At 51.2% G+C, this 24,318-nt stretch carries 22 protein-coding genes; 9 read left to right on the top strand and 13 right to left on the bottom strand.

Features of this window, described 5'->3' with window-relative positions:
• The first annotated feature begins 28 nt into the window (after positions 1 to 28).
• From AB4Z29_RS10495 to AB4Z29_RS10485, 3 genes are all read left to right on the top strand, one after another.
• Positions 29 to 1,396, top strand: coding sequence for a TrkH family potassium uptake protein (locus AB4Z29_RS10495; RefSeq protein ID WP_441943004.1), 1,368 nt, complete (start codon positions 29 to 31; stop codon positions 1,394 to 1,396).
• Between the two features lie 83 nt (positions 1,397 to 1,479).
• The gene (locus tag AB4Z29_RS10490; protein ID WP_441943003.1) at positions 1,480 to 2,190 is read left to right on the top strand and encodes a futalosine hydrolase; all 711 of its coding nucleotides are present in this window, start codon (positions 1,480 to 1,482) and stop codon (positions 2,188 to 2,190) included.
• Positions 2,187 to 3,020 carry a 1,4-dihydroxy-6-naphthoate synthase gene (locus AB4Z29_RS10485; protein ID WP_441943002.1) on the top strand — a complete coding sequence of 278 codons (834 nt, stop codon included), beginning with the start codon at positions 2,187 to 2,189 and terminating at the stop codon, positions 3,018 to 3,020. The genes AB4Z29_RS10490 and AB4Z29_RS10485 overlap by 4 nt, the downstream gene beginning before the upstream one ends.
• Before the next feature lie 200 nt (positions 3,021 to 3,220).
• On the opposite strand, the gene AB4Z29_RS10480 is transcribed toward AB4Z29_RS10485, so the two are convergent.
• Both AB4Z29_RS10480 and AB4Z29_RS10475 read right to left on the bottom strand, forming a co-directional pair.
• Positions 3,221 to 3,598 (bottom strand): ArsR/SmtB family transcription factor, encoded by a 378-nt coding sequence (locus tag AB4Z29_RS10480; protein ID WP_441943001.1) that lies wholly within the window; start codon positions 3,596 to 3,598, stop codon positions 3,221 to 3,223.
• Position 3,599: 1 nt separating this feature from the next.
• A complete protein-coding gene (locus AB4Z29_RS10475) occupies positions 3,600 to 4,028 on the bottom strand; it encodes an SRPBCC family protein (RefSeq protein ID WP_441943000.1) in 429 nt (142 codons plus the stop codon).
• Between the two features lie 331 nt (positions 4,029 to 4,359).
• On the opposite strand from AB4Z29_RS10475, the gene AB4Z29_RS10470 reads away from it, so the two are divergent.
• Positions 4,360 to 4,800, top strand: coding sequence for a hypothetical protein (locus tag AB4Z29_RS10470; RefSeq protein ID WP_441942999.1), 441 nt, complete (start codon positions 4,360 to 4,362; stop codon positions 4,798 to 4,800).
• 340 nt (positions 4,801 to 5,140) lie between these two features.
• Here AB4Z29_RS10470 and AB4Z29_RS10465 read toward each other — a convergent pair whose 3' ends face one another.
• The 6 genes from AB4Z29_RS10465 to AB4Z29_RS10440 are packed head-to-tail and all read right to left on the bottom strand — an operon-like array spanning position 5,141 to position 12,350.
• Positions 5,141 to 6,328, bottom strand: a complete 1,188-nt coding sequence (locus tag AB4Z29_RS10465; protein WP_441942998.1) for an amidohydrolase family protein — start codon at positions 6,326 to 6,328, stop codon at positions 5,141 to 5,143.
• A gap of 28 nt (positions 6,329 to 6,356) precedes the next feature.
• Positions 6,357 to 7,073 carry an ABC transporter ATP-binding protein gene (locus tag AB4Z29_RS10460; RefSeq protein WP_441942997.1) on the bottom strand — a complete coding sequence of 239 codons (717 nt, stop codon included), beginning with the start codon at positions 7,071 to 7,073 and terminating at the stop codon, positions 6,357 to 6,359.
• On the bottom strand, positions 7,060 to 8,889 hold the full coding sequence (locus AB4Z29_RS10455) for a branched-chain amino acid ABC transporter ATP-binding protein/permease (protein ID WP_441942996.1): 1,830 nt from the start codon (positions 8,887 to 8,889) through the stop codon (positions 7,060 to 7,062). Before AB4Z29_RS10455 ends, AB4Z29_RS10460 begins: the two co-directional genes overlap by 14 nt.
• Before the next feature lie 25 nt (positions 8,890 to 8,914).
• Positions 8,915 to 9,796 carry a branched-chain amino acid ABC transporter permease gene (locus tag AB4Z29_RS10450; RefSeq protein ID WP_441942995.1) on the bottom strand — a complete coding sequence of 294 codons (882 nt, stop codon included), beginning with the start codon at positions 9,794 to 9,796 and terminating at the stop codon, positions 8,915 to 8,917.
• A 28-nt stretch (positions 9,797 to 9,824) separates the two neighbouring features.
• Positions 9,825 to 11,072 (bottom strand): ABC transporter substrate-binding protein, encoded by a 1,248-nt coding sequence (locus tag AB4Z29_RS10445; RefSeq protein ID WP_441942994.1) that lies wholly within the window; start codon positions 11,070 to 11,072, stop codon positions 9,825 to 9,827.
• 27 nt (positions 11,073 to 11,099) lie between these two features.
• Complete coding sequence (locus AB4Z29_RS10440; RefSeq protein WP_441942993.1) at positions 11,100 to 12,350, bottom strand: amidohydrolase family protein; 1,251 nt, start codon at positions 12,348 to 12,350, stop codon at positions 11,100 to 11,102.
• 247 nt (positions 12,351 to 12,597) lie between these two features.
• On the opposite strand from AB4Z29_RS10440, the gene AB4Z29_RS10435 reads away from it, so the two are divergent.
• On the top strand, positions 12,598 to 14,280 hold the full coding sequence (locus AB4Z29_RS10435) for a PucR family transcriptional regulator (protein WP_441942992.1): 1,683 nt from the start codon (positions 12,598 to 12,600) through the stop codon (positions 14,278 to 14,280).
• A gap of 1,213 nt (positions 14,281 to 15,493) precedes the next feature.
• On the opposite strand, the gene hxlB is transcribed toward AB4Z29_RS10435, so the two are convergent.
• The 3 genes from hxlB to AB4Z29_RS10420 form a co-directional block, all read right to left on the bottom strand.
• Positions 15,494 to 16,054 carry a 6-phospho-3-hexuloisomerase gene (gene hxlB, locus AB4Z29_RS10430; protein ID WP_441942991.1) on the bottom strand — a complete coding sequence of 187 codons (561 nt, stop codon included), beginning with the start codon at positions 16,052 to 16,054 and terminating at the stop codon, positions 15,494 to 15,496.
• A gap of 5 nt (positions 16,055 to 16,059) precedes the next feature.
• Entirely contained in the window at positions 16,060 to 16,692 is a 633-nt protein-coding gene (gene hxlA / locus AB4Z29_RS10425; RefSeq protein WP_441942990.1) for a 3-hexulose-6-phosphate synthase, read from the bottom strand.
• A gap of 129 nt (positions 16,693 to 16,821) precedes the next feature.
• Positions 16,822 to 17,154: a winged helix-turn-helix transcriptional regulator gene (locus AB4Z29_RS10420; RefSeq protein ID WP_441942989.1), complete on the bottom strand. Its 333-nt coding sequence runs from the start codon at positions 17,152 to 17,154 to the stop codon at positions 16,822 to 16,824.
• Positions 17,155 to 17,335: 181 nt separating this feature from the next.
• Between AB4Z29_RS10420 and AB4Z29_RS10415 the strand changes: the two genes are divergently transcribed.
• From AB4Z29_RS10415 to AB4Z29_RS10400, 4 genes are all read left to right on the top strand, one after another.
• Positions 17,336 to 18,055 (top strand): 3-ketoacyl-ACP reductase, encoded by a 720-nt coding sequence (locus AB4Z29_RS10415; RefSeq protein ID WP_441942988.1) that lies wholly within the window; start codon positions 17,336 to 17,338, stop codon positions 18,053 to 18,055.
• Positions 18,056 to 18,441: 386 nt separating this feature from the next.
• On the top strand, positions 18,442 to 19,455 hold the full coding sequence (locus tag AB4Z29_RS10410; RefSeq protein WP_441942987.1) for an LLM class flavin-dependent oxidoreductase: 1,014 nt from the start codon (positions 18,442 to 18,444) through the stop codon (positions 19,453 to 19,455).
• Positions 19,456 to 19,741: 286 nt separating this feature from the next.
• Positions 19,742 to 21,892 (top strand): YhgE/Pip family protein, encoded by a 2,151-nt coding sequence (locus tag AB4Z29_RS10405; protein ID WP_441942986.1) that lies wholly within the window; start codon positions 19,742 to 19,744, stop codon positions 21,890 to 21,892.
• Between the two features lie 80 nt (positions 21,893 to 21,972).
• Complete coding sequence (locus AB4Z29_RS10400; RefSeq protein WP_441942985.1) at positions 21,973 to 22,542, top strand: beta-class carbonic anhydrase; 570 nt, start codon at positions 21,973 to 21,975, stop codon at positions 22,540 to 22,542.
• Between the two features lie 270 nt (positions 22,543 to 22,812).
• On the opposite strand, the gene AB4Z29_RS10395 is transcribed toward AB4Z29_RS10400, so the two are convergent.
• Together AB4Z29_RS10395 and AB4Z29_RS10390 are read right to left on the bottom strand one after the other, a co-directional pair.
• Positions 22,813 to 23,295: a GyrI-like domain-containing protein gene (locus tag AB4Z29_RS10395; protein ID WP_441942984.1), complete on the bottom strand. Its 483-nt coding sequence runs from the start codon at positions 23,293 to 23,295 to the stop codon at positions 22,813 to 22,815.
• 65 nt (positions 23,296 to 23,360) lie between these two features.
• Positions 23,361 to 24,275 (bottom strand): helix-turn-helix transcriptional regulator, encoded by a 915-nt coding sequence (locus tag AB4Z29_RS10390; RefSeq protein WP_441943081.1) that lies wholly within the window; start codon positions 24,273 to 24,275, stop codon positions 23,361 to 23,363.
• Positions 24,276 to 24,318: the final 43 nt, after the last annotated feature.

Raw genomic sequence — 24,318 nt, 5'->3', positions numbered from 1 at the left:
GCAGGAAAGAGATAGGTGGGAATGACTTATGCTTAAAGCAGCTAACCTGCGCGACAAATTGCGTTTTCGTCCTAGCCCTCCGCAGGTTATGACCTTTGGCTTTATCTTGCTTATATTGGTTGGAGCGCAGCTCCTGTCTCGGCCTATCTCCTACACGAACGATACTTCTATCTCCTACTTAGACGCTTTGTTCATGTCGGCAAGCGCAACGTGCGTGACTGGCCTTACCGTACTGAATACAGGAACTCATTTCTCCACTTTCGGACAGGTTGTCATTATCCTATTAGCCCAGATCGGCGGTCTAGGCTTTATGACAATGGCAACCTTATTTGCTCTGCTATTCCGCAAACGGATTTCGTTCCGAGAACGGCTAGTGCTGCAGGAATCGATGAATTACGGATCAACGGAGGGCATCGTGCGCATGATTCGTAAAGTTTTGCTATATGCTTTAGTAATCGAGCTGTCCGGCGCTATTTTGCTGAGCGGCTATTTCATGCTGGAGATGCCGGTAGGCCAATCCATTTATTTTGGCATATTCCACAGTATCTCGTTTTTCAACAATGCAGGCTTTGATTTATTCTCACAGTTTCCAGAGCGCGCCAGCAGCCTTATTCATTATGTAGAGGATCCGTTCGTCAACATCGTATCCATGCTGCTTATTTTTTTCGGAGGAATTGGCTTCATTGTTATTTCAGAGCTGGTGACTTATCCCAAAAACAGAAAGTTCAGCTTGCACAGCAAGGTGGTTTTATCGGTCACCGGCGTACTTACCGCATTCGGTGCCATTGTCATTTTCGCGCTCGAGTTATCCAATCCGCATACGCTGCAGCCATTGTCGGCAATCGGCAAATTTCTCGGTGCTTTGTTCCAGTCCGTCACCGCGCGTTCAGCAGGTCTGAGTACGATTGACCCCTCTATGCTTAGGGAAGTGACACAATTTTTCCTTATACTGCTTATGTTCATCGGCGCAGGTCCAGGTTCAACGGGAGGCGGTATCCGTGTGACGACCTTCGCTATACTCATAGGCGCGATTATTGCAATGATGCGCGGCAAGGATGACGTCGTACTGTTCCGTTATCGCATTGCCAAGCAGCAAATCCATCAAGCAATTATGTTCACAATGATCGCCTTCTCCATCATTTGCGGAGCGACGATGCTGTTGTCCATAACGGAAACCGGTTCGTTTCTAGCCATCTTGTTCGAAGCTACTTCCGCGTATTGTACGGTCGGCATGTCAGCAGGGTTAACCAGTCACCTCAGCGAAATCGGCAAGGTTATCATCATTTTGCTCATGTTCGTCGGCCGTTTAGGTCCTGTTACGCTCGCTTTCGCGCTCAATACGCGCTCGAAGAAGGAGCTGTACCGCTTTCCCGAAGGGAAAATCACAATCGGCTAAGCTGCGGTTTGCATCTGTAATCCGACCAATGATACGATAAATGAGGACAAGTCATTTGCATTATTAAAGGAGCTTTCGTTCTTATGTCATTACATTCACATACCCACTTGGGCAATTCCGCTGATGATGCGGCATTAGACAGCATGGGGCGCGTACTGATCGTGACCGCCGTTGAAGCTGAGCGGGAAGCGGTCCTTCGCGGATTAGCTGGCTTGCCGGGCATCGATGTCATCGCAGCAGGGGTAGGCTCTGCCGCAGCCGCAGCCGGAACAGCGGCTGCTCTCGCCTCGTCGGAAGCTGTCTATCGCTTAGTGATTAGCGCAGGCATTGGCGGCGGCTTCATAGGCCAGGCGGCAGTTGCCTCTCTTGTTGTTGCCGATCTTATCGTTGCTGCCGATTTGGGCGCGGAATCGCCGGATGGCTTCCTTAGCCTAGATGAGCTCGGTTTCGGCTCAGCACGCGTTACTGCAAGCACCGCTTGGAACAGCCGGCTGCTTGCAGCCATTCAGGGCAGTGGCTTATCCGTATGCAGCGCACCTATTCTTACCGTCACGACAACTACCGGCACCGCTAAGACCGCAAGCCTGCTCGCAGAGCGGATTAAAGGCGCCGCTGCTGAAGCAATGGAGGGGCATGGCGTAGCAGTAGCGGCTGAGCGTCTCGGCATTCCTGTCACGGAAATTCGCGCCATCTCCAATGCAGTCGGACCACGGGACCGCTCTGCATGGCGAATTGGCGACGCACTCGCTGCACTAGAAGCAGCAACCAAAGCGATACGGGAGGTACTATCATGAATATTGCATTTTCACCCTGCCCGAACGATACATTCGTATTCCACGCTTGGGCACATCAACTCATTCCAGGCGCGCCAGAGCTGGATGTCACCTACGCAGATATTGACATTACAAACAACTGGGCAGCCAAGTCCAAAGGACCAGAGGTTATGAAAATCTCCTATGCAGCTTTGCCTTGGGTCCTTTCGGAATACAAGCTTCTTCCCTGCGGCGGCGCGCTTGGGAGAGGCTGCGGCCCTCTTGTCTTAACCAACGAAGACAATGCTGCTCCCGCTTCTTTGGCTGGCAAACGCGTTGCGGTACCGAGCGAGCGCTCCACAGCCTATCTTCTATTCCGTCTGTGGGCTGCCAAACATGTACCAGGCGGCGTGGGAGAGATTGTGGTCATGCCGTTTCATGAAATCATGCCAGCCGTTCGCGACGGCCGCATCGATGCAGGCTTAGTCATTCATGAAGCCCGCTTCACCTACCCTACCTATGGACTCCAGATGCTGATCGATCTCGGCAGCTGGTGGGAATCTGACACCGGTCTGCCTATCCCGCTCGGTGCCATTATTGCTAAGCGTACGCTTGATACCGAAGCGATAACGGGGTGGATCCGTTCATCCGTCCAATATGCCTGGGCTCATCCCAATGAGTCTAGCCGTTATGTTATGATGCATGCGCAGGAGCTTTCCCCGGAAGTTGCTCAAGCGCATATTGATTTGTATGTCAATGAGTTTACAGCCGATTTAGGCGAGGATGGCTATGCTGCCATTACAGCTCTGCTCGGAAGGGCTGCCGAAGAAGGGCTTGTGCCGAGCTTTGATTTGTCGCTGCTGAGATCATAATGAGTGTCAAAAGCGACAACTGACGTTTATCTCGTTAATTGATTTCGTTCCAATAACAAAGGGCTAAACAGGATTAAAGCCTGTTCAGCCCTTTATTTGCGATCTGTCCGCTCCATAAAACACAGCTTGAATACGAGAAGCAATATCCTCTGACAACTAACAGCCGCTGGCCATAAAGACAGTCTCGCTTGATGTCTCCTTTATTCCTTATCCATAAGCTTAAGCGATGCAAAGTGATCGCTACCCTCGCTATTGTTATTATCCGATTCAACAAACCGCTTAAGAGCAGACAGCTTATTGTCCCAATAACGCTCATAATAAGCGAGCCACCGCTTCAGCTCCAGAAGCGGCTCAGGGTCTAAGCGATAGCGCGTTTCTCTTCCTACCTTCCTATCCTTTACCAGGCCCGCATCCGCCAGCACCCGCAAATGCTTCGACACAGCCGTACGGCTCATCGTGAAATGGCCGCTGATTACGGTAACAGGAAGCTCATCATCGCCAAGCAAATGCAGCAGCCTGCGCCGAGTCGGGTCGGCGATTGCTTGGAAAACGTCATGCTTTGGCGCCGGCTCCGCCATTCTAGACTCCAACGTATTGACTTAGTTTCTTTACAATTCCAACCCAACCGCCCGACATTCTTTCGCGGACTTCCTCGTGCGATTGACCGAACTCCGTCACTTTATTCACATCCCAGCCGGCATGAATAAGAGTAAATTCTGTTTTTTCGGCCTGCTCGACTAGTTCGAACGTCAAAGACCAGTCCCTTCCCCATTCGAAGGTTAGCCGGTTTGGGGGATCAAGCACAGTCACCTTGCAAGGAGAATTGCCAAATGGGCCTGCCTCTAGGTGGAATTCGTAACCCAGTTCCGCCACGAAATTGTTCGGCATAAACCATGCCGCGATGCCTTCGGATGTAGCTACAGCGTTCCATACCTTATGAATCGGCGCATCGAGGACCAGCGTTTGCCTAATGTCAGGCAGCGTATTTTGCGTTTGTTTATTTTCCATTTGATAGCCTCCATGATTGGTTGTGAGTGAATATTTTGGTTGTAAGTAAATATTATTGTCAATACGAAACCATACGGTTTCGCATTTTGATTATATGACACCCTAAGGTTTCCTGTCAAATGAACAGCCTTCTAGCGCTAGCTTCCCCATTTCTATGCTCCATTGTAGAAACAAAAGAGATTATAGATTAACGTTGCGTCAACCACTGACAGGCAAGTTCCAATCAATCGCGTCTTGCTCACTGTCCCATTTTGATCCTTAACTTCAATAGGAATAAAAACTTTTCCCATTAAATACATTAAAGGGAACGATAAACATTTGGAGGTAGATTATGGATAAAAAACTGCTGATTGTTATTAATGAGACCAATCAAAATTTTAAATTCGTAAACAAGGAATGTGATAACGACGAAAGGCAGATCCAACCTTACGCATCCAGCTCTTTAGCTAGCATCAACCTAACACCGGGGCAATACGGGGCAGGATGCGACATACCTGATTGTAGTGCTAGTAAATATTTCGATGCTCACCATATGGCATTGATTAATCCGAATAATAATCCTGATGAAACACCTGCATTTTGCTTTTGGTATGACGATGATCAGAATCAATATTATTATACAATAACAGGTGTATATAATACGGACCCTAAAGAAGGGGATACTAATAAAGTAATACCTGGTAATGTTTCTAGCTCTGAAACTCGAAAAGCAATCTACATAAAGAATGACGGCACTCTTTTAATCACTGATATCTACAATAAACAAAAATAATGGGCTAATAATATTCTTATCGGGTGACGTTCGTACAAAAAACAGCGGCAGTCATGGATTTTTCTGACATGCTCCCCATACGGTAGACAGGTGAATTAAACCTGATACTGTGAGGGAAGCAGATCATTTCTCATCCATGCTGCCGCTGTTTTTATAATCATAGTTTAGCTGCTGCTTACTTACGAAAAGTGTAACCATATGGATATCGAATACCTTCATATTCCATATGAATCATTGAATGCTGACCGCAGCTTCATACATGCTCGCTCCTATATGGATATGAGCGAATATTACTCCGACCATTTACCGCCAGAGAATACAGCTTCATACTTGCTCGCTCCTATATGGATATGAGCGAGTATTGCTCCGACCATTTGCCGCCAACCAGCTTGCCGCCTGAGAATGCAGCTTCACGAATTGGCGCAGATGCAATCGCATGTTTCGCATTCGCTGCAGCGACAAGAATAAAGCTAGCTGCATCGCCCTCTTTCGGTGTTAGCGGGTTCTCCGAAATAAGCGGATACGTTTGCAGCAGCGCATCATCCAGAATCCATCCGAACTTCTCAGCCAGCTTCGCGCCTCTCGCCAGCAAATCACCGTTTCCAAATGGACTCCACGCATCTAAAATATTGTCCGAGCCTACGTGAACCATGACGCCTTCAGCAATCAGCTGGTCTACGCGCGGCATTGCCCTATCAAGCGGAACGCTTGTAATAATCGCGACATCATTTGCTTTCAGCAGTTGGGCAAGGTCTCTCGATTCCTGCTCAGCTACTTGACCGAGGCAATACGCATGGCTAACCGCTGTTCTTCCGCCCTTGCCCGCTTGCGCAGTCAGATCGGCGAACCGGCCAATCGTGTATAAACCCAAATGTCCCGGGTCGTGCAAGTGAAGATCCACGCCTGCATTAAATTCAGCGCTCAGCTCAAACGTCGCTTCAAGACTTCGGTCAACCTGCCGATCAAGCCCTGCCGGATCGACGCCGCCTACGTATTCGGCTCCCGCGCGGAGAGCATCCTTCATCACCTTAATCGAATCAGAACGGAGTAGACCTTGCTGCGGGAATGCCACGATTTCGATTTCCATAACGCCGCGATATTCCTCACGCACCTGAAGAACATGCTCCAGATGTGAAATTCCGATTTGCGGATCCACGTCGACATGGGTTCTGATTTTGGTCGTACCGTGGCTAAGCAGTAGATTAATAAGCCTGCGTGCACGTTCCGCCACCGTCGTCGAAAGCGCGGCGAGCATCTTTTTTTCGAACGATAATTGCCCGGGCAATGTGATGAACGGCTGCAGCGGTTTCCATGGCTCGCCAAGGAAATGCTTATCGAGGTGGATGTGCATATCGGTCGTAGACGGCAAATAGTGCAAGCCCTCCGCATCCCGAATATTGCTCGTATTTACACCTGCGGAAGCATTCGTGCTTGGCGCTATTCGCGAGATCAAGCCTTTTTCCAAATCCAATGTCAGATCAAACAAGCCTTCGTTTATGCGTACGCGATTTATTTGTGTTATGGACATGTTCGTCACCCTCAATTTCGTCATTTAGTTAATGCGCGCCTAGATAGGCTTTGATCATGCGGTCGTCATTCAACAGTGCGGAGGACGAGCCGTGCAGCGCGATGCTACCATTATCCACGACATACCCTCGCTTCGCAATCGACAGTGCCTTGTGAGCCATTTGCTCAACGAGCAGTATGGCCGTACCGTCCTTCGCCAGCTCGCCAATCGTAGCAAATATTTCGTTTACAATAATCGGAGCAAGACCGAGTGATGGCTCATCTAGCAGTAGCAGCTTCGGCTTGCTGATCATCGCCCGGGAAAGCACGAGCATCTGCTGCTCGCCTCCGCTAAGCGTGAACGCAAGCTGGTGGCGACGTTCATGCAGCCTTGGAAACCGCTCAAATACAAGCTCCAGCTCCTTTTCGAATTGCTGCTTCGAATAGGAACCTATTTTTCGTTTGAGACCCATCCGCAAATTCTCGACAACCGACAGCGTGCCAAATACCTCTCGCCCTTCCGGGACAAGCGACACGCCGAGATTTGAGGTTTTGTTCGCGGATAGCTGGGTAATCGGCTTGCCGTCCAGCTCGATGACGCCTGCATTCGGACGTACGAGGCCGAGTACCGATTGGAGCAACGTCGTTTTGCCAGCCCCATTCGAACCGATTACCGCTACGATCTCGCCCTTGCCAAGCTCCACGTCGACTCCATTCAAAGCCTGAATGGCGCCATAGCGCACTTCTAGTCCCTTAATGCTCAGCACCAGCAGCAACCTCCTCTCCGCCTAGGTAAGCCTGAATGACACGCGGGTCGCTTAGCATCTGCTCTGGACTTCCCGTACCAATAACCCTGCCGAAATCGAGTACCGTTACCGTATCGGAAACCCGTTGCACGAAATCCATATGGTGCTCAATTAATATGACCGTCACGCCATGCGAAACAAGCTTCCGCAGGAGATCCTCCAACTGCTCGATCTCGGTCGCCGTCATGCCCGCCGCAGGCTCATCGAGCAGCAACAGGCTTGGCGCAGTTGCCAAAGCACGTGCAATCTCGACCATGCGCTGATGACCGTAGGGCAGCTGGCTTGCAGGCATATGCCGGTCTCCCTCGTAGCCGATAAGATCCAGCAGCGCATGGGAACGCGCCTCCATTTGCCGTTCAGCGCGAAGCTGCTTAGGCGTACGAACCAGAGAGGCCCCGAGGCCGCTGCGCTCCCGCTTCGTCATGCCGGTCATGACATTCTCAAGCACTGACAGCTCTTTAAATAACCGCGAATGCTGAAACGTCCTTGCGATGCCCAGCTGAGCCACTGCCGACAACGAGCGCGGCACAAGCTTCTCCCCATGCAGCTTGAATGACCCTTGCTCCGAGCTGTACAAGCCGGATATGACATTAAGCAGCGTCGTTTTGCCCGCTCCGTTTGGTCCGACCAATGAATGAATGGTACCGGCGGCAACCGAGAAGCTGACATCCTTCAAGGCGTGCAAGCCGCCAAAATATTTATTGACGCCCTCAAGCTTGAGAAGCTCCTTATCCTTTGCTTGCGTCGGGGCGCTGAACAAAACCTCTTCACTGCTTGCCGTGCTGAGAGAGACTTTCTGGCTTTTAGGAGCAAATCGGCTCAACTGCGGAACAAGCCAGCCTGCCACTGTACCAGCAATGCCCTTCGGCAGGAAAAACAGCACCGCGAACATAATGCCGCCGTATAGAGCCATCCGAAGCTTTTCCATGTCGAGCACTTCAGGCAGGAACACGATAATGGCCGCTCCGATAACCGGACCCAGCACCCTCCCCGACCCGCCTAGAATAACGATTAACACTAGCTGGACGGAGGTTTGGAAGTTGTACGTGTCCGGACTGATGAAGCTGTTCGTATGTGCGTAGATCGCACCGGACAAGCCTGCCAGCACCGAGCTGATCGCAAACCCGGCATACTGCACCGTAAACTTGCGAATGCCGAGGGACGCCGCCGCGATTTCATTCTCCTTTGTCGCAATCATGGCTCTGCCCCAAGACGAGCGGCGCAGATTGCGGGCGATCAGCAGCGCAATTACTGCAATTGCCAGCACGAATATATACATACTCTTTRGATCGAATGTATAACCGGCAGCCTGCGGCTTCGCAATGCCGGAAATGCCAAGTGGTCCGCCTGAGAAGCCGTCCCAACGGATCAGCACCTCATGGATAACGACGCCGAAGGCAATGGTAATCATAGATAAGTAGACGCCACCCGCCCGAATGGTTGGTATGGCAATCAAGCTTCCGATAATTAAGGATACCACCATGCCGATTAGCGCTACCGTCCAGAACGATAACCCGTATGTGGTGCTGAGAAAGGATGACATATAAGCGCCAATTGCCATTAGCCCGGCATGGCCGATAGAAACAATGCCGCAGTAGCCGATTAAGATATTCATGCCTGTGCATGTAATGACGAAGATTCCGATCATGAACAATAGATTCAGATAATACGTGTCGACCATCCATGGCCCAGCAGCAAGCAGTCCCACGGCTGCGAGACCTGCAATCCAGCCGGCGGCCGTGCGGTAGCCGAAGCTTTTTTCGATAAGCTGATTCATCTGTGCACCCCCTGACGTTGCGAACTTACACTTTTACAATCGTTTTTCGTGCGTTGAACAAGCCCATCGGTTTCCAGTACAGCACGAGAATGACTAAACCGTAAACAAACATCTCTCTGAATGCGGTCGAAATGTACTGCCCGATGAACGCCTCCGAAATGCCGAGAATGAGACCCGCTGCAACGATTCCTTTTGGATTGTTGACGCCTGCGAGAATAGCAACCGATATCGCCTTAAGCCCGAGAGGCAGGCCGATATCGACGGATACGGCATAGTTGGTAGACATCAATGCGCCGCCGATGCCGGCGAGCAGACCGCTCAGCACGTAAGCGACTGCAACAATCTTATTGCTGCTGACACCCATGATCTCTACGGCCGTCCGATTGTCGGCGGTCGCCCGAAGCCATAATCCCCAATGCGATTTTTTGTAAAATAAAATGAGCAGCACCAGCAAAACACCGACGACCGGAAGAAAAATAAATTCCTTCCAGTAGATGCCTGCGCCAAAAATACGAAGCATTTCATCGCCGACCGGTGAAGGCGTTACCCCTTCATCCGGACCGTTAACGTACAGCGCGACGTCTTGAATAATAATGCCTACCGCTATCGTGCTGAGCACCCACTCGATCGAATTCGCGCCTTTGTCGAACTTGCGGATGGCAAGTCTCTCTATGCCTAGATTGAGGAGCCCTACGATTAACGCCGCAAGCGCGAACGAGACGAGAAAGGGCAGGTGCCCGAGCTCGGATAATCCGAACATGAGCACCCCGCCAAGCATGACGAGCTGTCCTTGCGACATATTCAGCGTTCCGTTCACGACGAACGTCAAGCTGTAACCAAGCGCAATCAAGGCATATAGACATCCGACTGAGAGCCCGCTAATGACGAGCTGAAGTATAAGCGACATGTCCATCCCTCTTTCTTTATGAAGTAACTTATTGCTTGTCGGAAATAACCAGCTTGCCGTCCTTCCATACGCACATCAGGTACGAGTTCACATCGACCGCATCGTGATTGTCAGGCGTGAAGGCTTGGTCCCAATCCTTGATTACGCCGCTATAAGAGCCGAGACCCGTTTCAAGCGTATTTTTGATCGCCTCGCGGTCCTTTGCCAAATCGCCGGTCAAACCTGCTTTCTCAATCGCTTGAAAAATCATCATCGCGCCGTCATAGCCTTGTGCCGCGGAAGCAAACGTCGTCGGAATATGTCCGAATTTCGCCGTGAAGTCTGCCAAGAACACCTTTGCCGTCTCACGCGTTTGATCTACGTTAAAGTTAGCGGTTTGAATCGCATACGTGCCTTCCGCAAGCTCCTTGCCTACCTCTTGCGCGCCTTTGTTCGCCATCCCGTTCTCCCCTACGATTGGCACCTTCCAGCCGAGCTTATCCATTGCCTGCAGCACATAGCCGTTAGCTGCGCCTTGACCGAATAAATAAATGACTTCGGCTCCTGCCTCTTTCGCTCGGTTGACCTGCGCCGTCATGTCTTTGTCCTTCGCGTTGTCGAAGGATTCCACGGCTAGCGGCTTCAAGCCCTCTGCCTCCAGTACCTTCGTCATAGCTGCTGCGGCGCCTTTGCCGTAACCGCCATTTTCGTGCAGCACCGCAATATTGGTCGTATTGAAATGCTCCTTGATGAACTTGAGCGCGTATTGCGCCGTAATATTCGCATTCATCCGAACGCCGAACGTCCATGGCATACCGGATTCTACCGATGCTGGCACGTTAGAGGTAGCGACCATGAACGGGAATTTTTCCTCCATGATGATGGGCGACTGCGCCAGCATGACCGTACTATGGAACCCTCCAATTGCCGCCAGTACCTTTTCCTTCTGGCTGAAATCGCGGATAATGCTTATACCGCGCGTCGGGTTCTGCTCCGTATCACGTACGACCAGCTCCACCAAGCGACCATCAATACCGCCTTTTGCGTTTATTTGATCCACAGCCACCTGAACGCCTTGATACAGGTTAACGGAGTTCATTGCATTATCGCCGGTTGCTTCCGTGGACATGCCGATCAGAATCGGCTCTTTGCTTGCAGCTTCCCCGCCTGATTCCGCTGCGTTAGCCGGCTCGGCTTCCTTCACGTTGCCGTTCCCTCCGCCGCATGCCGTCAGCACCCACGCCATGACAACTACCAATAAACCTAGCGTCCATTTCTTGCTCGATCCCTTTTTCATCCCAAACCCACTCCTCTATATGTTTTTTTATAAAAACTCAACTAATCTGCTATCAACCAGCGTATCCGCCGTCTTAACGCCACGCTTCCACACCGTACGCCGTTCCGGCTTATCGAGCACAATATCGCGCTCGGTCATGGCAGAGAAAAGCACCATATCCGCCTCTGCCCCGATGCGGATGCCGTAGTCCTTCAAACCAAGCGCCTTTGCCGCACCCTCAGTCAACATGTGAATCAGCCTGCATGCATCAGCCTCACCGCCCATGTAGGCAGTTACTGCCAGCAGCCATGCCGTTTCGAGCGGATCTGCCTTGCCGAACGGGGTAAACGGATTGCGCACATTGTTGACCCCGATGACCACGTTGACGTTCTTCTCTAGCAGAAGCCCGACTGGCGTCAGCCCGCGCCGCGGCTTCTCACGGTCACCTCTCCCGTTAATAAATAAATCTGTCGCCGGGAGCGTCATGATATGAAGCTCAGCTTGCTTAATCAGCTCTGCCATAGATAATGCTCGTTCTTGCGGAAGCGAGCCAAGCGTTGTGACATGGCCAGCTGATACCATACCTTGCATGCCAGCATCAATCGTCATCCCCGCAATTTCGGCAATGGCAAGCTGCTCGGGGTTATCCGAGAAATCGGCGTGAAAGTCGATTGGCTTCCCGTATTTCTCGGCCATATCGAATACGAACCGCAGATGCTCTTGCAAATCGGCGTCTTGGTAAGTAATACCTCCGACCACATCACCTCCAAGCCGCATTGCCTCATCCATTAGCTCTGAGGTACCTGGGCTTTTCGAAATTCCCTCCTGCGGGAACACGACGATCTGCAAATCCAGTGCCGCCTTCACCCGCTCCTTCAGCTCAAGCGCCGCCTCGAAAGCAGATAGGCCCAGAATCGGATCAACCTCCGCATGACAGCGCATATGGGTAACGCCGCTGCGGACAGCTTCACGAATGACCGCGAGCGATCTCGCCTGCATGTCATCCTTCGTAAACCCATGCTTCATATCCGCAGTTATTTGAATCGCAGCCTGTAAGGAATTTGCTTCTTCTTCCATTCGGTTGAGCAGATAGGCTTTCTCGAGATGGATATGCGGTTCAACGAACCCTGGCAGAAGCATTCCTCCGGCACCCTGTTCCGTTTGCAGCGCCGCCGGTTTCTCCTCAGCTCCGCTTGAGGCTAAGTACACGATCTTCCCCTCACGCACCCCAATGTCCATTAGGAACGCTGTATTCTGCAGCCGCACATCTGTAATAAGCAAATCAAGCAACAGCTTCACCTCTGTTCCTATATTTCGAAGCGTGCATAAAGTCGGAGCCCGCTAAATGGCGCTCTCCTTTTTTATGTCATGTTATCTAACATCTATTCCCTTGAAAAAAGCATACCCTCTTACACTCCCGCTGTCATTGTTCGATAAGTCCAAAGGTAACCATGACGTTTGGATCATTCGTCTAGCGTACTATTTACAAAGCATTTGTTTGATGTTAGTTTTTATATCATATATTCAAACGAGGAGATGGACGAGAATGCTGCTCGAGCAATTGATTTCCAACGCCATGTTTTCCAAGTCACGCATCATTGCAGGGCGAAGCGGACTTACGCGTGCCGTTCATACCGTGAATATCATGGATGCCCCAGACATCATTCATTTCTTAAGGCCCGGCGAGCTGCTGCTTACCAATGGCTACTTCATGAAAGAAAAACCCGAGCTGCTGCTCGAGCTTATGGCCAAGATGAATCAACTGAAATGCTCAGGGCTTGCGGTCAAAACCAAACGCTTTGCGCTCGAAATTCCGCAGGCGGTCATTGATGAAGCCAACCGAATTGACTTCCCGATTATTGAGATATCTGCAGTGGAGCATTCGCTTGGAGAAATTTTGCAGCGCTCAACCAGCGTTATTTTGGATAATAAAAATGATGAACTACAATATTCGCTCACGATTCACAAACAGTTTTCGACCATGATTATGAAGGGTGACGGCATTCCCGAAATTATAAATGCGCTAACGCAGCTGCTTGACTCGCCTATCCTGCTGCTAAGCAGCAAACTGCAGATTACCGCACAATCGAGGCATTTCAAGCAGCCCAGACTGCAGCCGCTAATTGCCGCTGCCGAAGCTATGCTGTGCGGATTGCCGAATCTGCAAGCCTCAGCGCAGCTCTGTCTGATCGATCCAGCGCTTAATGAATACCGTTATGTGGAGCTGTATCCGATTTTCACCTACCGGCACGAGGGCTACCTCATAGCATTCCAGCCTAAACAGGCTGCCTCCAACCAATATGGCTTGACGCTGGAGCAGGCTTCTAATGTCATCGGCATGGAAATTACGAAGCGGCAAGCGGTAAAAGAGCGCTCGCGCCGCTATAAAAACGAGTTTTTCTCCGATTTGATCGACGGATTCATCAGCTCCGAGCAGGAAGCCCTGCATCGCGGCAAAAAATACGGACTGAAGCCGCAGGGAGCATGGCTGCTGCTCGCCGCACGCAAGGACGAATCGACCACTCTGCCATCAGACATGCCAAAAAACACAGCGTCCTCCTCCGACGAGCGTCTAATTTCCGAGCGGGATTTGCAATATGAGCTAATCAAGCGCCATTTCGCCACATTAGGCGAAGTATTTGTTATGTTTACAAAAAACGACCTATTCGGCATGCTTGTTTTTATCCACAATAAAGAATGGGAAGAGGGGGTGTTCCTGAGGCAGCTCACTCTCATGACCGCTCAGCTGTACGAGCAAACCGGACTTAGCATCTCGCTCGGCATTGGCAAGCCGGTTACGAATGTGCTCGATATCGGACTCTCCTATAACGAAGCGGTTAAAGCGCTGCAGATCGGCTATCAGATGAAAAAAACGAGGTTTATCCAGTCGTACCAATCCAAGGATATCAGTTATTTATTCAGAATGATCCCCTACGATGAGCTGAAGCAATTCCACGAGGAAACCTTTCACTGCTTCTCTGGCACCGAGGAGAGCGAGCAGAAAGAGCTGATGCGCACGTTGAATGTGTTCTATGATACACAATGCCAGCTCGTCGAGACGTCCAAGCAGCTTTTCGTGCACCGCAACACGGTCATCTATCGGCTGGATAAATGCGAGAAGCTGATGGGCATTAAGCTCAAAGACCCGGTCGAAAGCCTCCGGTTTCGCATCGCCTTCGCCATCGAGCCTCTTCTGAGGGCAGGAAAGGGTGAATCCGCTCACCGCTAGTGAAGCTCGAAGCCGATAAGATAATGCCGCATAAGGGAGCATGAGGAGATAGTTCGGGAGGAGGCTGCTGTGGAACTTTGCAATAATTAACAGCCACTTGGACTTTCGCTTTAACGCGCGCCTCCTCTGACTCGCATTAATGAGCAGCTATTCTGGCCTTTGCGCTAATATGCGCCTCCTAGAAGCCAAACGCTATGGCTACTGTGTACTTTCTGCAATAGAAACCCGCATTTCTCGCCTGCTCGCCAGCTACGCTGCTGCTTTTTGTTAAGGTGTGTCTTCTAGAAGCCGAAACGCTAAGTCTACAGTGTACTTTCTGCAACAGAAACCCGCATTTCCCGCATGCTCGCCAGCTAAGCTGCTGCTGTTCGTTAAGGCGTGTCTTCTAGAAGCCGAAACGCTATGGCTACAGTGTACTTTCTGCAACAGAAACCCGCATTTCTCGCCTGCTCGCCAGCTAAGCTGCTGCTGTTCGTTAAGGCGTGTCTTCTAGAAGCCGAAACGCTATGGCTACAGTGTACTTTCTGCAACAGAAACCCGCATTTCTCGCCTGCTCGCCAGCTACGCTGCTGCTTTTCGTTAAGGCGTGTCTTCTAGAAGCCGAAACGCTATGGCTACAGTGTACTTTCTGCAACAGAAACGCGCATTTCTCGCCTGCTCGCCAGCTACGCTGCATAAAGTGCAACAGAATTAGCCCCTTGCTCTCTCTTCACCTCGTATCTGGTTCATTCTGCTGCACAAACTACAACGTACGCTCAAAACTAACCGAATTTTGTCTGTTCCATTGCACAAACTGCAACGTAAACCAAGAACATACAATTCCAGCAAACCTAGCTTAACAAACTACCACCTAAAGTAGTGCTGAATGATCTATAGTAGCTATACAAGCAGCCAGCTACTTCCCATCCTCCACATTCACTAAATCCCCTTTAACAAACTTCGAGTCACACCGATCTGCCTAACGGCAACGGTTAGATAATAGCACTTGCATAGAACAAAAATCTTCTGTATCGTATCTTCATTCGCATGCTTGCTACTGCACCTCCGCACACAAAAAAGAGGCATTCTCAAGGTATTTATTACCTGCCGAGATTGCCTCTTTTCGATTATAATTCAGCTCTTACTCCTATGATTCGCTATTACACCTAGAATCAGCTCTACCTAGATACACCTCTTACTGCTAGTTAAAACTCTTCCCCCAATGTCTCAGCTCTTACTCCAAGTTCGCATGATTGCCGTACATCGCCTTGCCGCTCAGCTCCTGCTTTTCCATCAGGCTTAATATAACCGCATCGCCTACGATCAGCAGTATCTGCTCGAACAAGGAGCCCATAGGCTGCACTGTCGAAGCTTCATGCTCCGACTGATCCTTCGGCGCACCGGGCAGCTTGACTACAAAGTCAGCAATTCCGCCAATGGTCGACTCTGGAGCAAGCGTCAATGCGCCTACAACCGCTCCAAGCGCTTGTGCCTTCTCCGCCATCGGCACAAGCGATTTGGTCTCGCCCGAGCCGCTGCCGATAAGCAATAGGTCGCCTTTGCCCAAGCTGCGCGTGACCGTCTCGCCGACGACATACACATCATGTCCCATATGCATCAATCGCATCGCGAACGCCCGCATCATCAAGCCTGAGCGTCCGGCTCCGGCAACAAACACGCGGCCAGCAGAGCTGACTGCCTCAGCCAAATACGCCAGCTGTCCCTGATCAAGCTGAGCTGCAGCTTGCTGCAGCTCCTTCAGTATAACCGCATAACCAGCATCGCTTGTTTTCATAGCGGTTACCCCTGCTTGATCAATTGCTGCATCTCGGATGCAACGGCACTCATGTCTTCTTGTCCAGTGATGCCGCCGCCAACGATTACAAGATCAGGACCAGCCGCGATAACTTCAGGCAGCGTACCCAGCTTGATTCCACCGGCAACGGCTATTTTCGCATTTTTGACTACGGACTTCAGCGTGAGTAGATCCTCAAAGGAATTTTGTCCGACAGCTTGAAGATCATAGCCGGTGTGCACGCAAATATAATCAACGCCAAGCGCATCTACCTGCGCGGCACGCTCTGCCAGGTTTTTCACCGCAATCATATCGACTAGAATTTGCTTTCCTTGCTTTTTGGCCTCTTCCACAGCGCCTGTGATGCTAGCATCCTCGGCTACGCCAAGAATGGTCACGATATCCGCGCCAGCTTCCGAGGCTTTCATCACTTCATAGCCGCCTGCATCCATAATTTTCAGATCGGCAAGCACGGTCATATTCGGAAATGCATTCTTTAATGCTTTTACTGCGTGCAGCCCTTCGTTAATGACAATCGGCGTGCCGATTTCCACGATATCCACGTAAGACTCCACTTGCTTAACGACCTCGATTGCTCCCTCTATGTTAACCAAATCCAGCGCTAGTTGTAATTTCATTTTTTATCGCTCCTCATTCATTTTTTCTTTCCGACAGCCCTTATTCTAGACCCTCTCAGTCAGAAAAAACAGTACGCACTTTTATGGAACGTAGTACCCATTTGGGTACTATGAGGAACCTCAATTGCCTCACACGCGCTGCTCGGAGAGCCTTTCCTGATGCTGCTCTCCCCACTGAGACATGACGTTTAGCAGTGCTTTTACAGACAAGCCATACTCGGTTAGCGAGTACTCTACCTTAGGAGGCACTTGTACATATACTTTGCGGTCGATGATCGCGTCCTCTTCGAGCTCGCGCAGCTGCTGCGTAAGCATCTTTTGGGTGATGGCCGGCATCTCCCGCTTCAGCTCGCCGAACCGGTGCGTGCCTTCCGTCAGATGGCACAGAATGACCGGCTTCCATTTACCGCCGATGACCTTAAGAGTTAACTCTACCGTCTCTTTAAAATGCTGATCTCCCAACGTAAACGACTCCTTTTCAATATAAAAATGATACCTGCTTACTATAAAGTTGCTACTTGCTTTACGTATGATGTAGCATAATAATTAAACCTAGCGCATGTGATGCCTTCTTAAAAGGATATCATATCGTTGTCGCTATGTACGAATCACCCCTATTAACCATTGAAGAGGAGAGATACTCATGGGATTAAAAAATAGATCCGCTATTATTACCGGCGCGGGAAAAGGCATCGGCAAAGCCATCGCAACCGCACTGGCGGCAGAGGGCGTTAACTTGGGGCTAGTTGCCCGCACCAGCTCCGATCTGGAATCGCTGCAAGCCTCGCTTGCAAATACTTACGGCGTGAAGGTTCACATTGCTTCCGCAGATATTGCGGTCAAATCTGAAGTTGACCAGGCTGTTTCCACACTTAAAGAGAGCCTAGGCTCAATCGATATTCTGATCAATAACGCGGGAATCGGAACGTTTGGCACGCTACTGGATATGGATCACGAGCAGTGGGAGCGTATTATCCAAACCAACGTTCTAGGCACCTATTATGTCACGCGTGCCGCGCTGCCAACGATGCTGGAGCAAAGCAGTGGCAGCATCATTAACATCGCATCCTCAGCAGGCGAGCGCGGGTTTGCGACAGGCTCAGCCTACTGCGCATCCAAGTTCGCGGTAATCGGCATGACAGAGGCGCTTATGCAGGAGGTGCGCAAGTCGAACATCCGTGTAACCGCCCTTACGCCAAGCACCGTCAATACGGAGCTTGCTTCGAATGCCGGACTCAAAATCGGCGATGAGGATCGTATGATGCAGGCCGAGGATTTGGCCGAGCTTGTTCTTGCAGCTTTGAAGCTGCCAGACCGCGTATTTATCAAGTCAGCAGGCATCTGGACCACGAACCCGCAATAATCAAAAAGCCGAGCAACCCCCGCAGCCGTTCACGGCGGCGGGGGTTGCAATCGAGACGCGCGCAAGTCAATTACGATATCGAGGATTTCCATCGAGGCGAGCACAAGTCAATTACGGTATCGAGGGTTTCCATCGAGACGGAGACAAGCACAAGTCAATTACGATATCGAGGGTTTCCATCGAGACCGAGACTCGCACAAGTCAATTACGGTATCGAGGATTTCCATCGGGATGAGCACAAGTCAATTACGGTATCGAGGGTTTCCATCGAGACCGAGACTCGCACAAGTCAATTACGGTATCGAGGATTTCCATTGAGGCGAGCACAAGTCATTCAGGGCGAGGCACATTGCTGCCTTCGCTATAACGAGGAGGCATACGTACCAATGACTATTTCGAACATTCCTTTATCCATACTGGATTTGGCACCAATCGTGACCGGCGGCTCGCCCGCGCAGTCCTTCCGCAACACGCTGGATTTGGCACAGCACGCCGAGAAATGGGGCTATCACCGCTACTGGGTGGCCGAGCATCATAATATGCCCGGCATCGCAAGCTCCGCGACCTCCGTCGTTATCGGGTACATTGCAGCCGGCACGGAAAAGATCCGCGTAGGCTCAGGCGGAATCATGCTGCCGAACCATGCACCGCTCGTCATCGCCGAGCAATTCGGCACGCTTGAATCAATGTATCCCGGCAGGATCGACCTCGGGCTTGGACGAGCTCCGGGATCCGACCAGGTGGCTGCTCGTGCGCTGCGGCGCGGCCTCGGCTCGAACGGCGAGGATTTCCCTGAGCAGCTGAATGAGCTGCGTCATTATTTCAACCCAACCGAGGAAGGCCGAGGTATTATGCCGCGAGCCGTACCGGGCGAAGGGCTCGATGTGCCAATCTGGCTGCTAGGCTCCAGCGGCTTCAGCGCCCAGCTTGCCGGGCATCACGGCCTTCCGTTTGCATTCGCGAGCCACTTTGCGCCAGATTTCCTAGTTCCGGCCTTAAAGCTGTACCGCGACAGCTTCCGCCCTTCAAGCGTGCTCGATAAGCCTTATGCCATGGCCGGCATCAACGTCATCGCTGCAGATACGGATGAGGCTGCCGCTTACCTTGCAACCTCGCAGGAGCAAGCTTTCTTGAACCTGATCCGCGGGCGCATGGGGCAGCTCAATCCTCCCGTCGACACCATGGATGGACTTTGGACCGAGCAGGAGAAGATGATGGTGCGCAAGCAGCTCAGCTTCACCATCTCCGGCACCAAAGCAACCGTCAAAGAGAAGCTGAACGCGATTATCGAGGAGACAAGCGTGGACGAGTTGATCGTTGTCAGCCAGATCTACGACCATACTGCGCGCCTCCGCTCCTTCGAGCTGCTCGCAGAGCTTATGAACGAAGGCCAGGTTTAGTACAAAGGGATGGGAAACACAATTTCGAAGGAGCTGTCTCAAAAGTCACTTTTGAAAATAGAAGTTTCCCCTGATTTACGTTGATTAGAATTAGAAAGGAACCTTCAGCTCCGCTTTAAGTGGTGTTGATGGTTCTTTTTTGCTTATTAGGGGATTGTCCGATTTGGGGTTGTCCTTATGGACAGCCCCTTATTGATTCATGCGCCCTCTAAATCATTTTATTCCTTGGGTAGATCTCGGGCTATTCAGCAATACTAAGATCAGCCATTATTAGGAGTGGATACATATGAAGCAAATTTTCGCCATCTATACCAAGGATCTTAGCGGCATTGCCCGCAACAGCGCAGCTGCCATCATCATAGTCGGCCTCGCATTTCTGCCATCCCTTTATGCATGGTTCAATATTAAAGCGTCGTGGGATCCTTACGGCCAAACCAGTTCGCTTGCCATCGCCGTCGTTAACAACGACGAAGGCGCCGAGCTGCGCGGCACGCCGATCCAAGCCGGAGATGAAATCATTGCTTCCCTGAAGGAAAATAAAAAGATCGGCTGGGTATTTGTCGAGGAAAAACAAGCGATGGATGGCGTTAAGCATGGCGATTATTATGCCAGCATTACGATTCCAGCGGACTTCTCCGCGAAGATGGCCACCGTGCTGACCGACAATCTGCAGCAAGCGGAGCTCGATTATGCGGTCAACGAAAAGATTAACGCAGTCGCGCCCAAAATTGCCCAAAAAGGAGCAAGCGGCATTATTGAGGAGGTTCGCGCCAGCTTCGTAAAAACCGCAAATGAGACGATATTCCGCATCTTTAATCAAATAGGCGTGGAGCTTGAGGAAAACCAGCCTGCTATCGAGCAGGTCCGCCGAACCGTATTCAAGCTGGAATCGCTAATCCCGCAAATCAATGACGCGGTAGCGCTAGCCGCAACCGATATCGAGAAATCGAAAAAAATAGTCGGCACGGTGCAAGCAGAGCTCCCGAAGGCTGCGCAGCTTGCCAAAGATGGCGAAGCATTCACGAAGCAGCTTGGCCTTTTCTTCGAGCAAAGCACACTGGCGCTCGACAGCGCTGGCCCGCTCATTAAACAGGATTTGCAGCTGCTGCTCGAAACGGCGGAGAGCATCGGGCAGCTCACCGCCATTTTGCAGGACACAACCATTGATCCCGCCGTCGTCCAAACGACGCTCGCGCTCGCAGAAAAGCGGCTATCCAGCGCGGTTGCCGTAACAGACGGGATGGTCAAGCTGCTGGAGCGCTTGAATGCGCTAACCGATGGCAAGCAGCTAACCTCCATAATTGGCCGGCTGCAGCAGGCTAACAGCCGGATTCAGCAGCAGCTTGGGCTTGTCCTACAAATCCGCTCTGCCATTCAGAAGGGTGAGCAGCCTGCACAGACTTTAATCGATCGTCTAAACTCGCTATCGAAGGAAGCTACCGCGATTCTAACGGATGTGCTTGGCCGCTATGACAGCGAGATCCTGCCGCGCGTCAAACAAGCCGCGGACAAAGCGAAGCAGGCAGCCGCGAACGCGCAATCGGTGCTTACGGAAGCAGGAAAAGCCATTCCGAATGCCATCAGCATCGCAAATGATGCCGCTAAGGGGCTGGAGGTAGGAGGTCGCGAGCTAGCTAAGCTTCAAGCCCGTTTACCTGAAGCGGAGCAGCGGATCAAGGATTTTGCCGAGCGCATCAGCGAGCTGGAGAAGGAAGGAAATCTGAATGAGCTTGTTGATCTGCTCAAAAATGACGCGGAGCGCGAGGGAGCTTTTTTCGCTGAGCCTGTCATTTTGAAGGAGAACCGCTTGTTCCCGATTCCGAATTACGGGTCCGCGATGTCGCCGTTTTTCACCACGCTGTCGCTTTGGGTCGGCGCCCTGCTGCTCGTGTCACTGTTGACGGTTGACGTTCACCAAACAGAGACCGCATATCGGAGCTACCAGATTTATCTGGGCCGCTATCTCACTTTTCTGACTATCGCGCTTGTACAATCGCTGCTTGTGACGCTTGGGGACATGTGGCTGCTGAATGCTTACGTCGCTGATCCGTTATGGTTCGTGTTGTTCGGGCTGCTGCTGAGTGCCGTATTTATGCTTATTGTCTACACGCTCGTATCCATATTCGGCAACGTAGGCAAAGCGATGGCTATCGTGCTGCTCGTGCTCCAGCTTGCGGGCTCCGGCGGCACGTTTCCCATTCAGGTTACCCCTCCTTTCTTCCAAGCCATCCATCCCTTCCTGCCCTTTACGTATGCGATTAGCATGATGCGCGAGGCGGTCGGCGGCATTCTTTGGGATATCGTGGCTCGGGACCTGCTTGCACTGGCCGTTTTTGCCGGAGCTGCCCTGCTCCTCGGTCTCGCTTTGAAGAAGTGGATCAATCGCTATACGGTCAAAATGCTGGAAAAAGCGAAGCAAAGTGGGATCATTCATTAGATCTACATTTGACTCTCTCCAAATTTCCGTGAATAATAATATGAAAGAGATAGCAAGTATGCTGGCTAGGAGGAAATAATATGTCCATTGTTCCGCGCATTATGGAGTTTAACAAACAGTTTGTTGAAGAGAAACAGTACGAGGCTTATCTGACTGACAAATTTCCGGACAAGAAGGTTGCTGTTCTAACTTGTATGGATACGCGGCTTGTCGAGCTGCTGCCCAAAGCATTGAATATTAAAAACGGTGATGCCAAATTTATCAAAAACGCTGGCGCCATTCTGACACAGCCCTTCGGCAGTGCCATGCGCAGCATTCTCGTCGCTGTCTACGAGCTTGGCGCTCGCGAGGTGCTTGTCATCGGACATCACGGCTGCGGCATGACCAACTTGGATACGGAGGGCTTGGTCAGCAAATTCATTAAACACGGCATTGATCCGCTTGCCATAGAAACATTAGAAAACTCAGGAATCCAGATGGAGAAGTTTTTGCGGGGCTTCGCAAGCGCCGAGGAAGGCGTGATGCACAGCGTTGAGCTTATTCGCAAGCATCCGCTATTCCCGAAGGACATTCCTGTTCACGGTTTTATCATGCATCCCGAGACAGGTGCTCTTGAGCTGCTCGTTGAAGATTATCGCGACGAGAAGTAACTGCATTTATAAACTTAATAAGAAGAAACGACTGACAGCGTCCTTTTAAAAGACGCCATCGTTTCGGCGAAACGTATAGAGAAAGGATGAGCAGCCCCATATCCTTTCCTATACGTCAATCGTAATCGGCTGAAGCCGTCCTCTGGCGGCTAAGCTAAAGTTTCGCGCAGAAATATAGAGAAAGTTGGCAGAATGACATCCTTTCCTATATATCGAAAAAACGTACAAGCCTCGTCTAGGACGACTGCTTGTACGTTTTTTTAGTTTCTTCTACTTGATCGCAATATAGATCTCGATCTCCGCATTCTCCGGATCGAATGTTCGGCCGTCATAGAGCTCGAAATCACCGGTGTAGGCACGCTCAAGGGAAGCCTGCTCGAAATAACTCCAAATCTCGCCCCATGCCTGTGCCACAACCTCGTATACAGGCCCTTTTTTCGTCCTGAACACCTTATATTTCGCTTCAGGAACCTCCGCTAGCTCTAGGCCGCCATCGGTGTCGGCTTGTCCAGCTGCGCGCTCGTGTCCAATAAGAGTCGTGTACGCACCGCTTGCATCACTCTCGTAATCCGTATATAGCGCATAGATCATATGTCCGTTGCTTACCCGCTCACTCTGCGCGATGCCGCTTGCGAAATAATCTTGCCAGAGTTTGGCTAACTGGCCTTCCGGACCTGCCTCGGCCGCATTGGTCGTGCGGGCAGCTACCCCAATAAGCGATATCGCTGGCTTTGCTACAAGCTGTTCATTCATCTGTTGTTCCCCATTTCGTTATTTCTTTCACTAGTATAGTCGGGGAAACTGGACAGCTGTCTGTCTTAGTTCTCGTAGCCTGCAACAATTTGGCGAGCCCGGTGAACGACCTCCTCCGCGACATGGGAAGGATGCTCAACTTTGACCTGGTTGCCATAGCTGAGCACCATGCCGTAGAACCACTCGTCTATCGTCATCTCTCCCTCGACTCGCAGAGAGCCATCTTCAAGTATGGTTATCATATCCGGGTGGAAAGAGTCTCCCACGCGGTAACGGACCTGCGGTTGAAAAAGCAGTGTTACCCGGGCAAGCAAACGGCCCATCCATTCCGAATCCCATGTGTAGCTCTCCATTGCGGGTACAGCACGCCGCTCGAACCGTTCCTCAAGCCTAACAAGCTGCTGCACGCGGGAGAGCCGAAACACGCGGAATTGCTCGCGCAGCTTACAATAGGCCTGCAGGTACCACACGTTCCCTTTCAAGATCAACGCGTATGGCTCAACTGTGCGCTCCGATTCCGAGCTATTGGCATTCATATAGCTGAACCGCGCCATTCTCGTATCTTCTATCGCCCGTCTAAGCGTGTTTACTTTATCCCGCGCTGCCTGTCCCAGTCCCCAGGGATTAAGATCAAAGACTAAGCTTTCTGGCCTTTGGCCCTCCTGATACTTGTCCGATTGATGGAGAAGTGTTGTGACCTTTTCCTGTAAGCTGGCATAGGTGGCATCATCCAGGGCCGTTCCTATGCCCTTGACCGCTGCGATAATCGATGAAATTTCTCCCAGTGAGAGATACTGGCGCGATATGGTGTACTGTTCCATAATCTCGAAGCCGCCTGTCGTGCCTTGATGAGCGAACACGGGTATTCCCGCTTGGCTCAACGTATCCATATCACGGTAAATCGTCTTCGTAGACACCTCAAAGCGGTCCGCCAGCTCCTTGGCGCTAATACGGCGGCGGTTTAGCAGCAGTACGGTCATAGCTAACAAACGATCGATCTTCAGACAGCTTCCTTCTTTCTGC

The organism is Paenibacillus sp. 2TAB23 (assembly GCF_052115165.1).
In the GTDB taxonomy this organism is placed as follows: Bacteria; Bacillota; Bacilli; order Paenibacillales; family Paenibacillaceae; genus Pristimantibacillus.
This window is presented reverse-complemented; position numbering and strand designations above follow the sequence as displayed.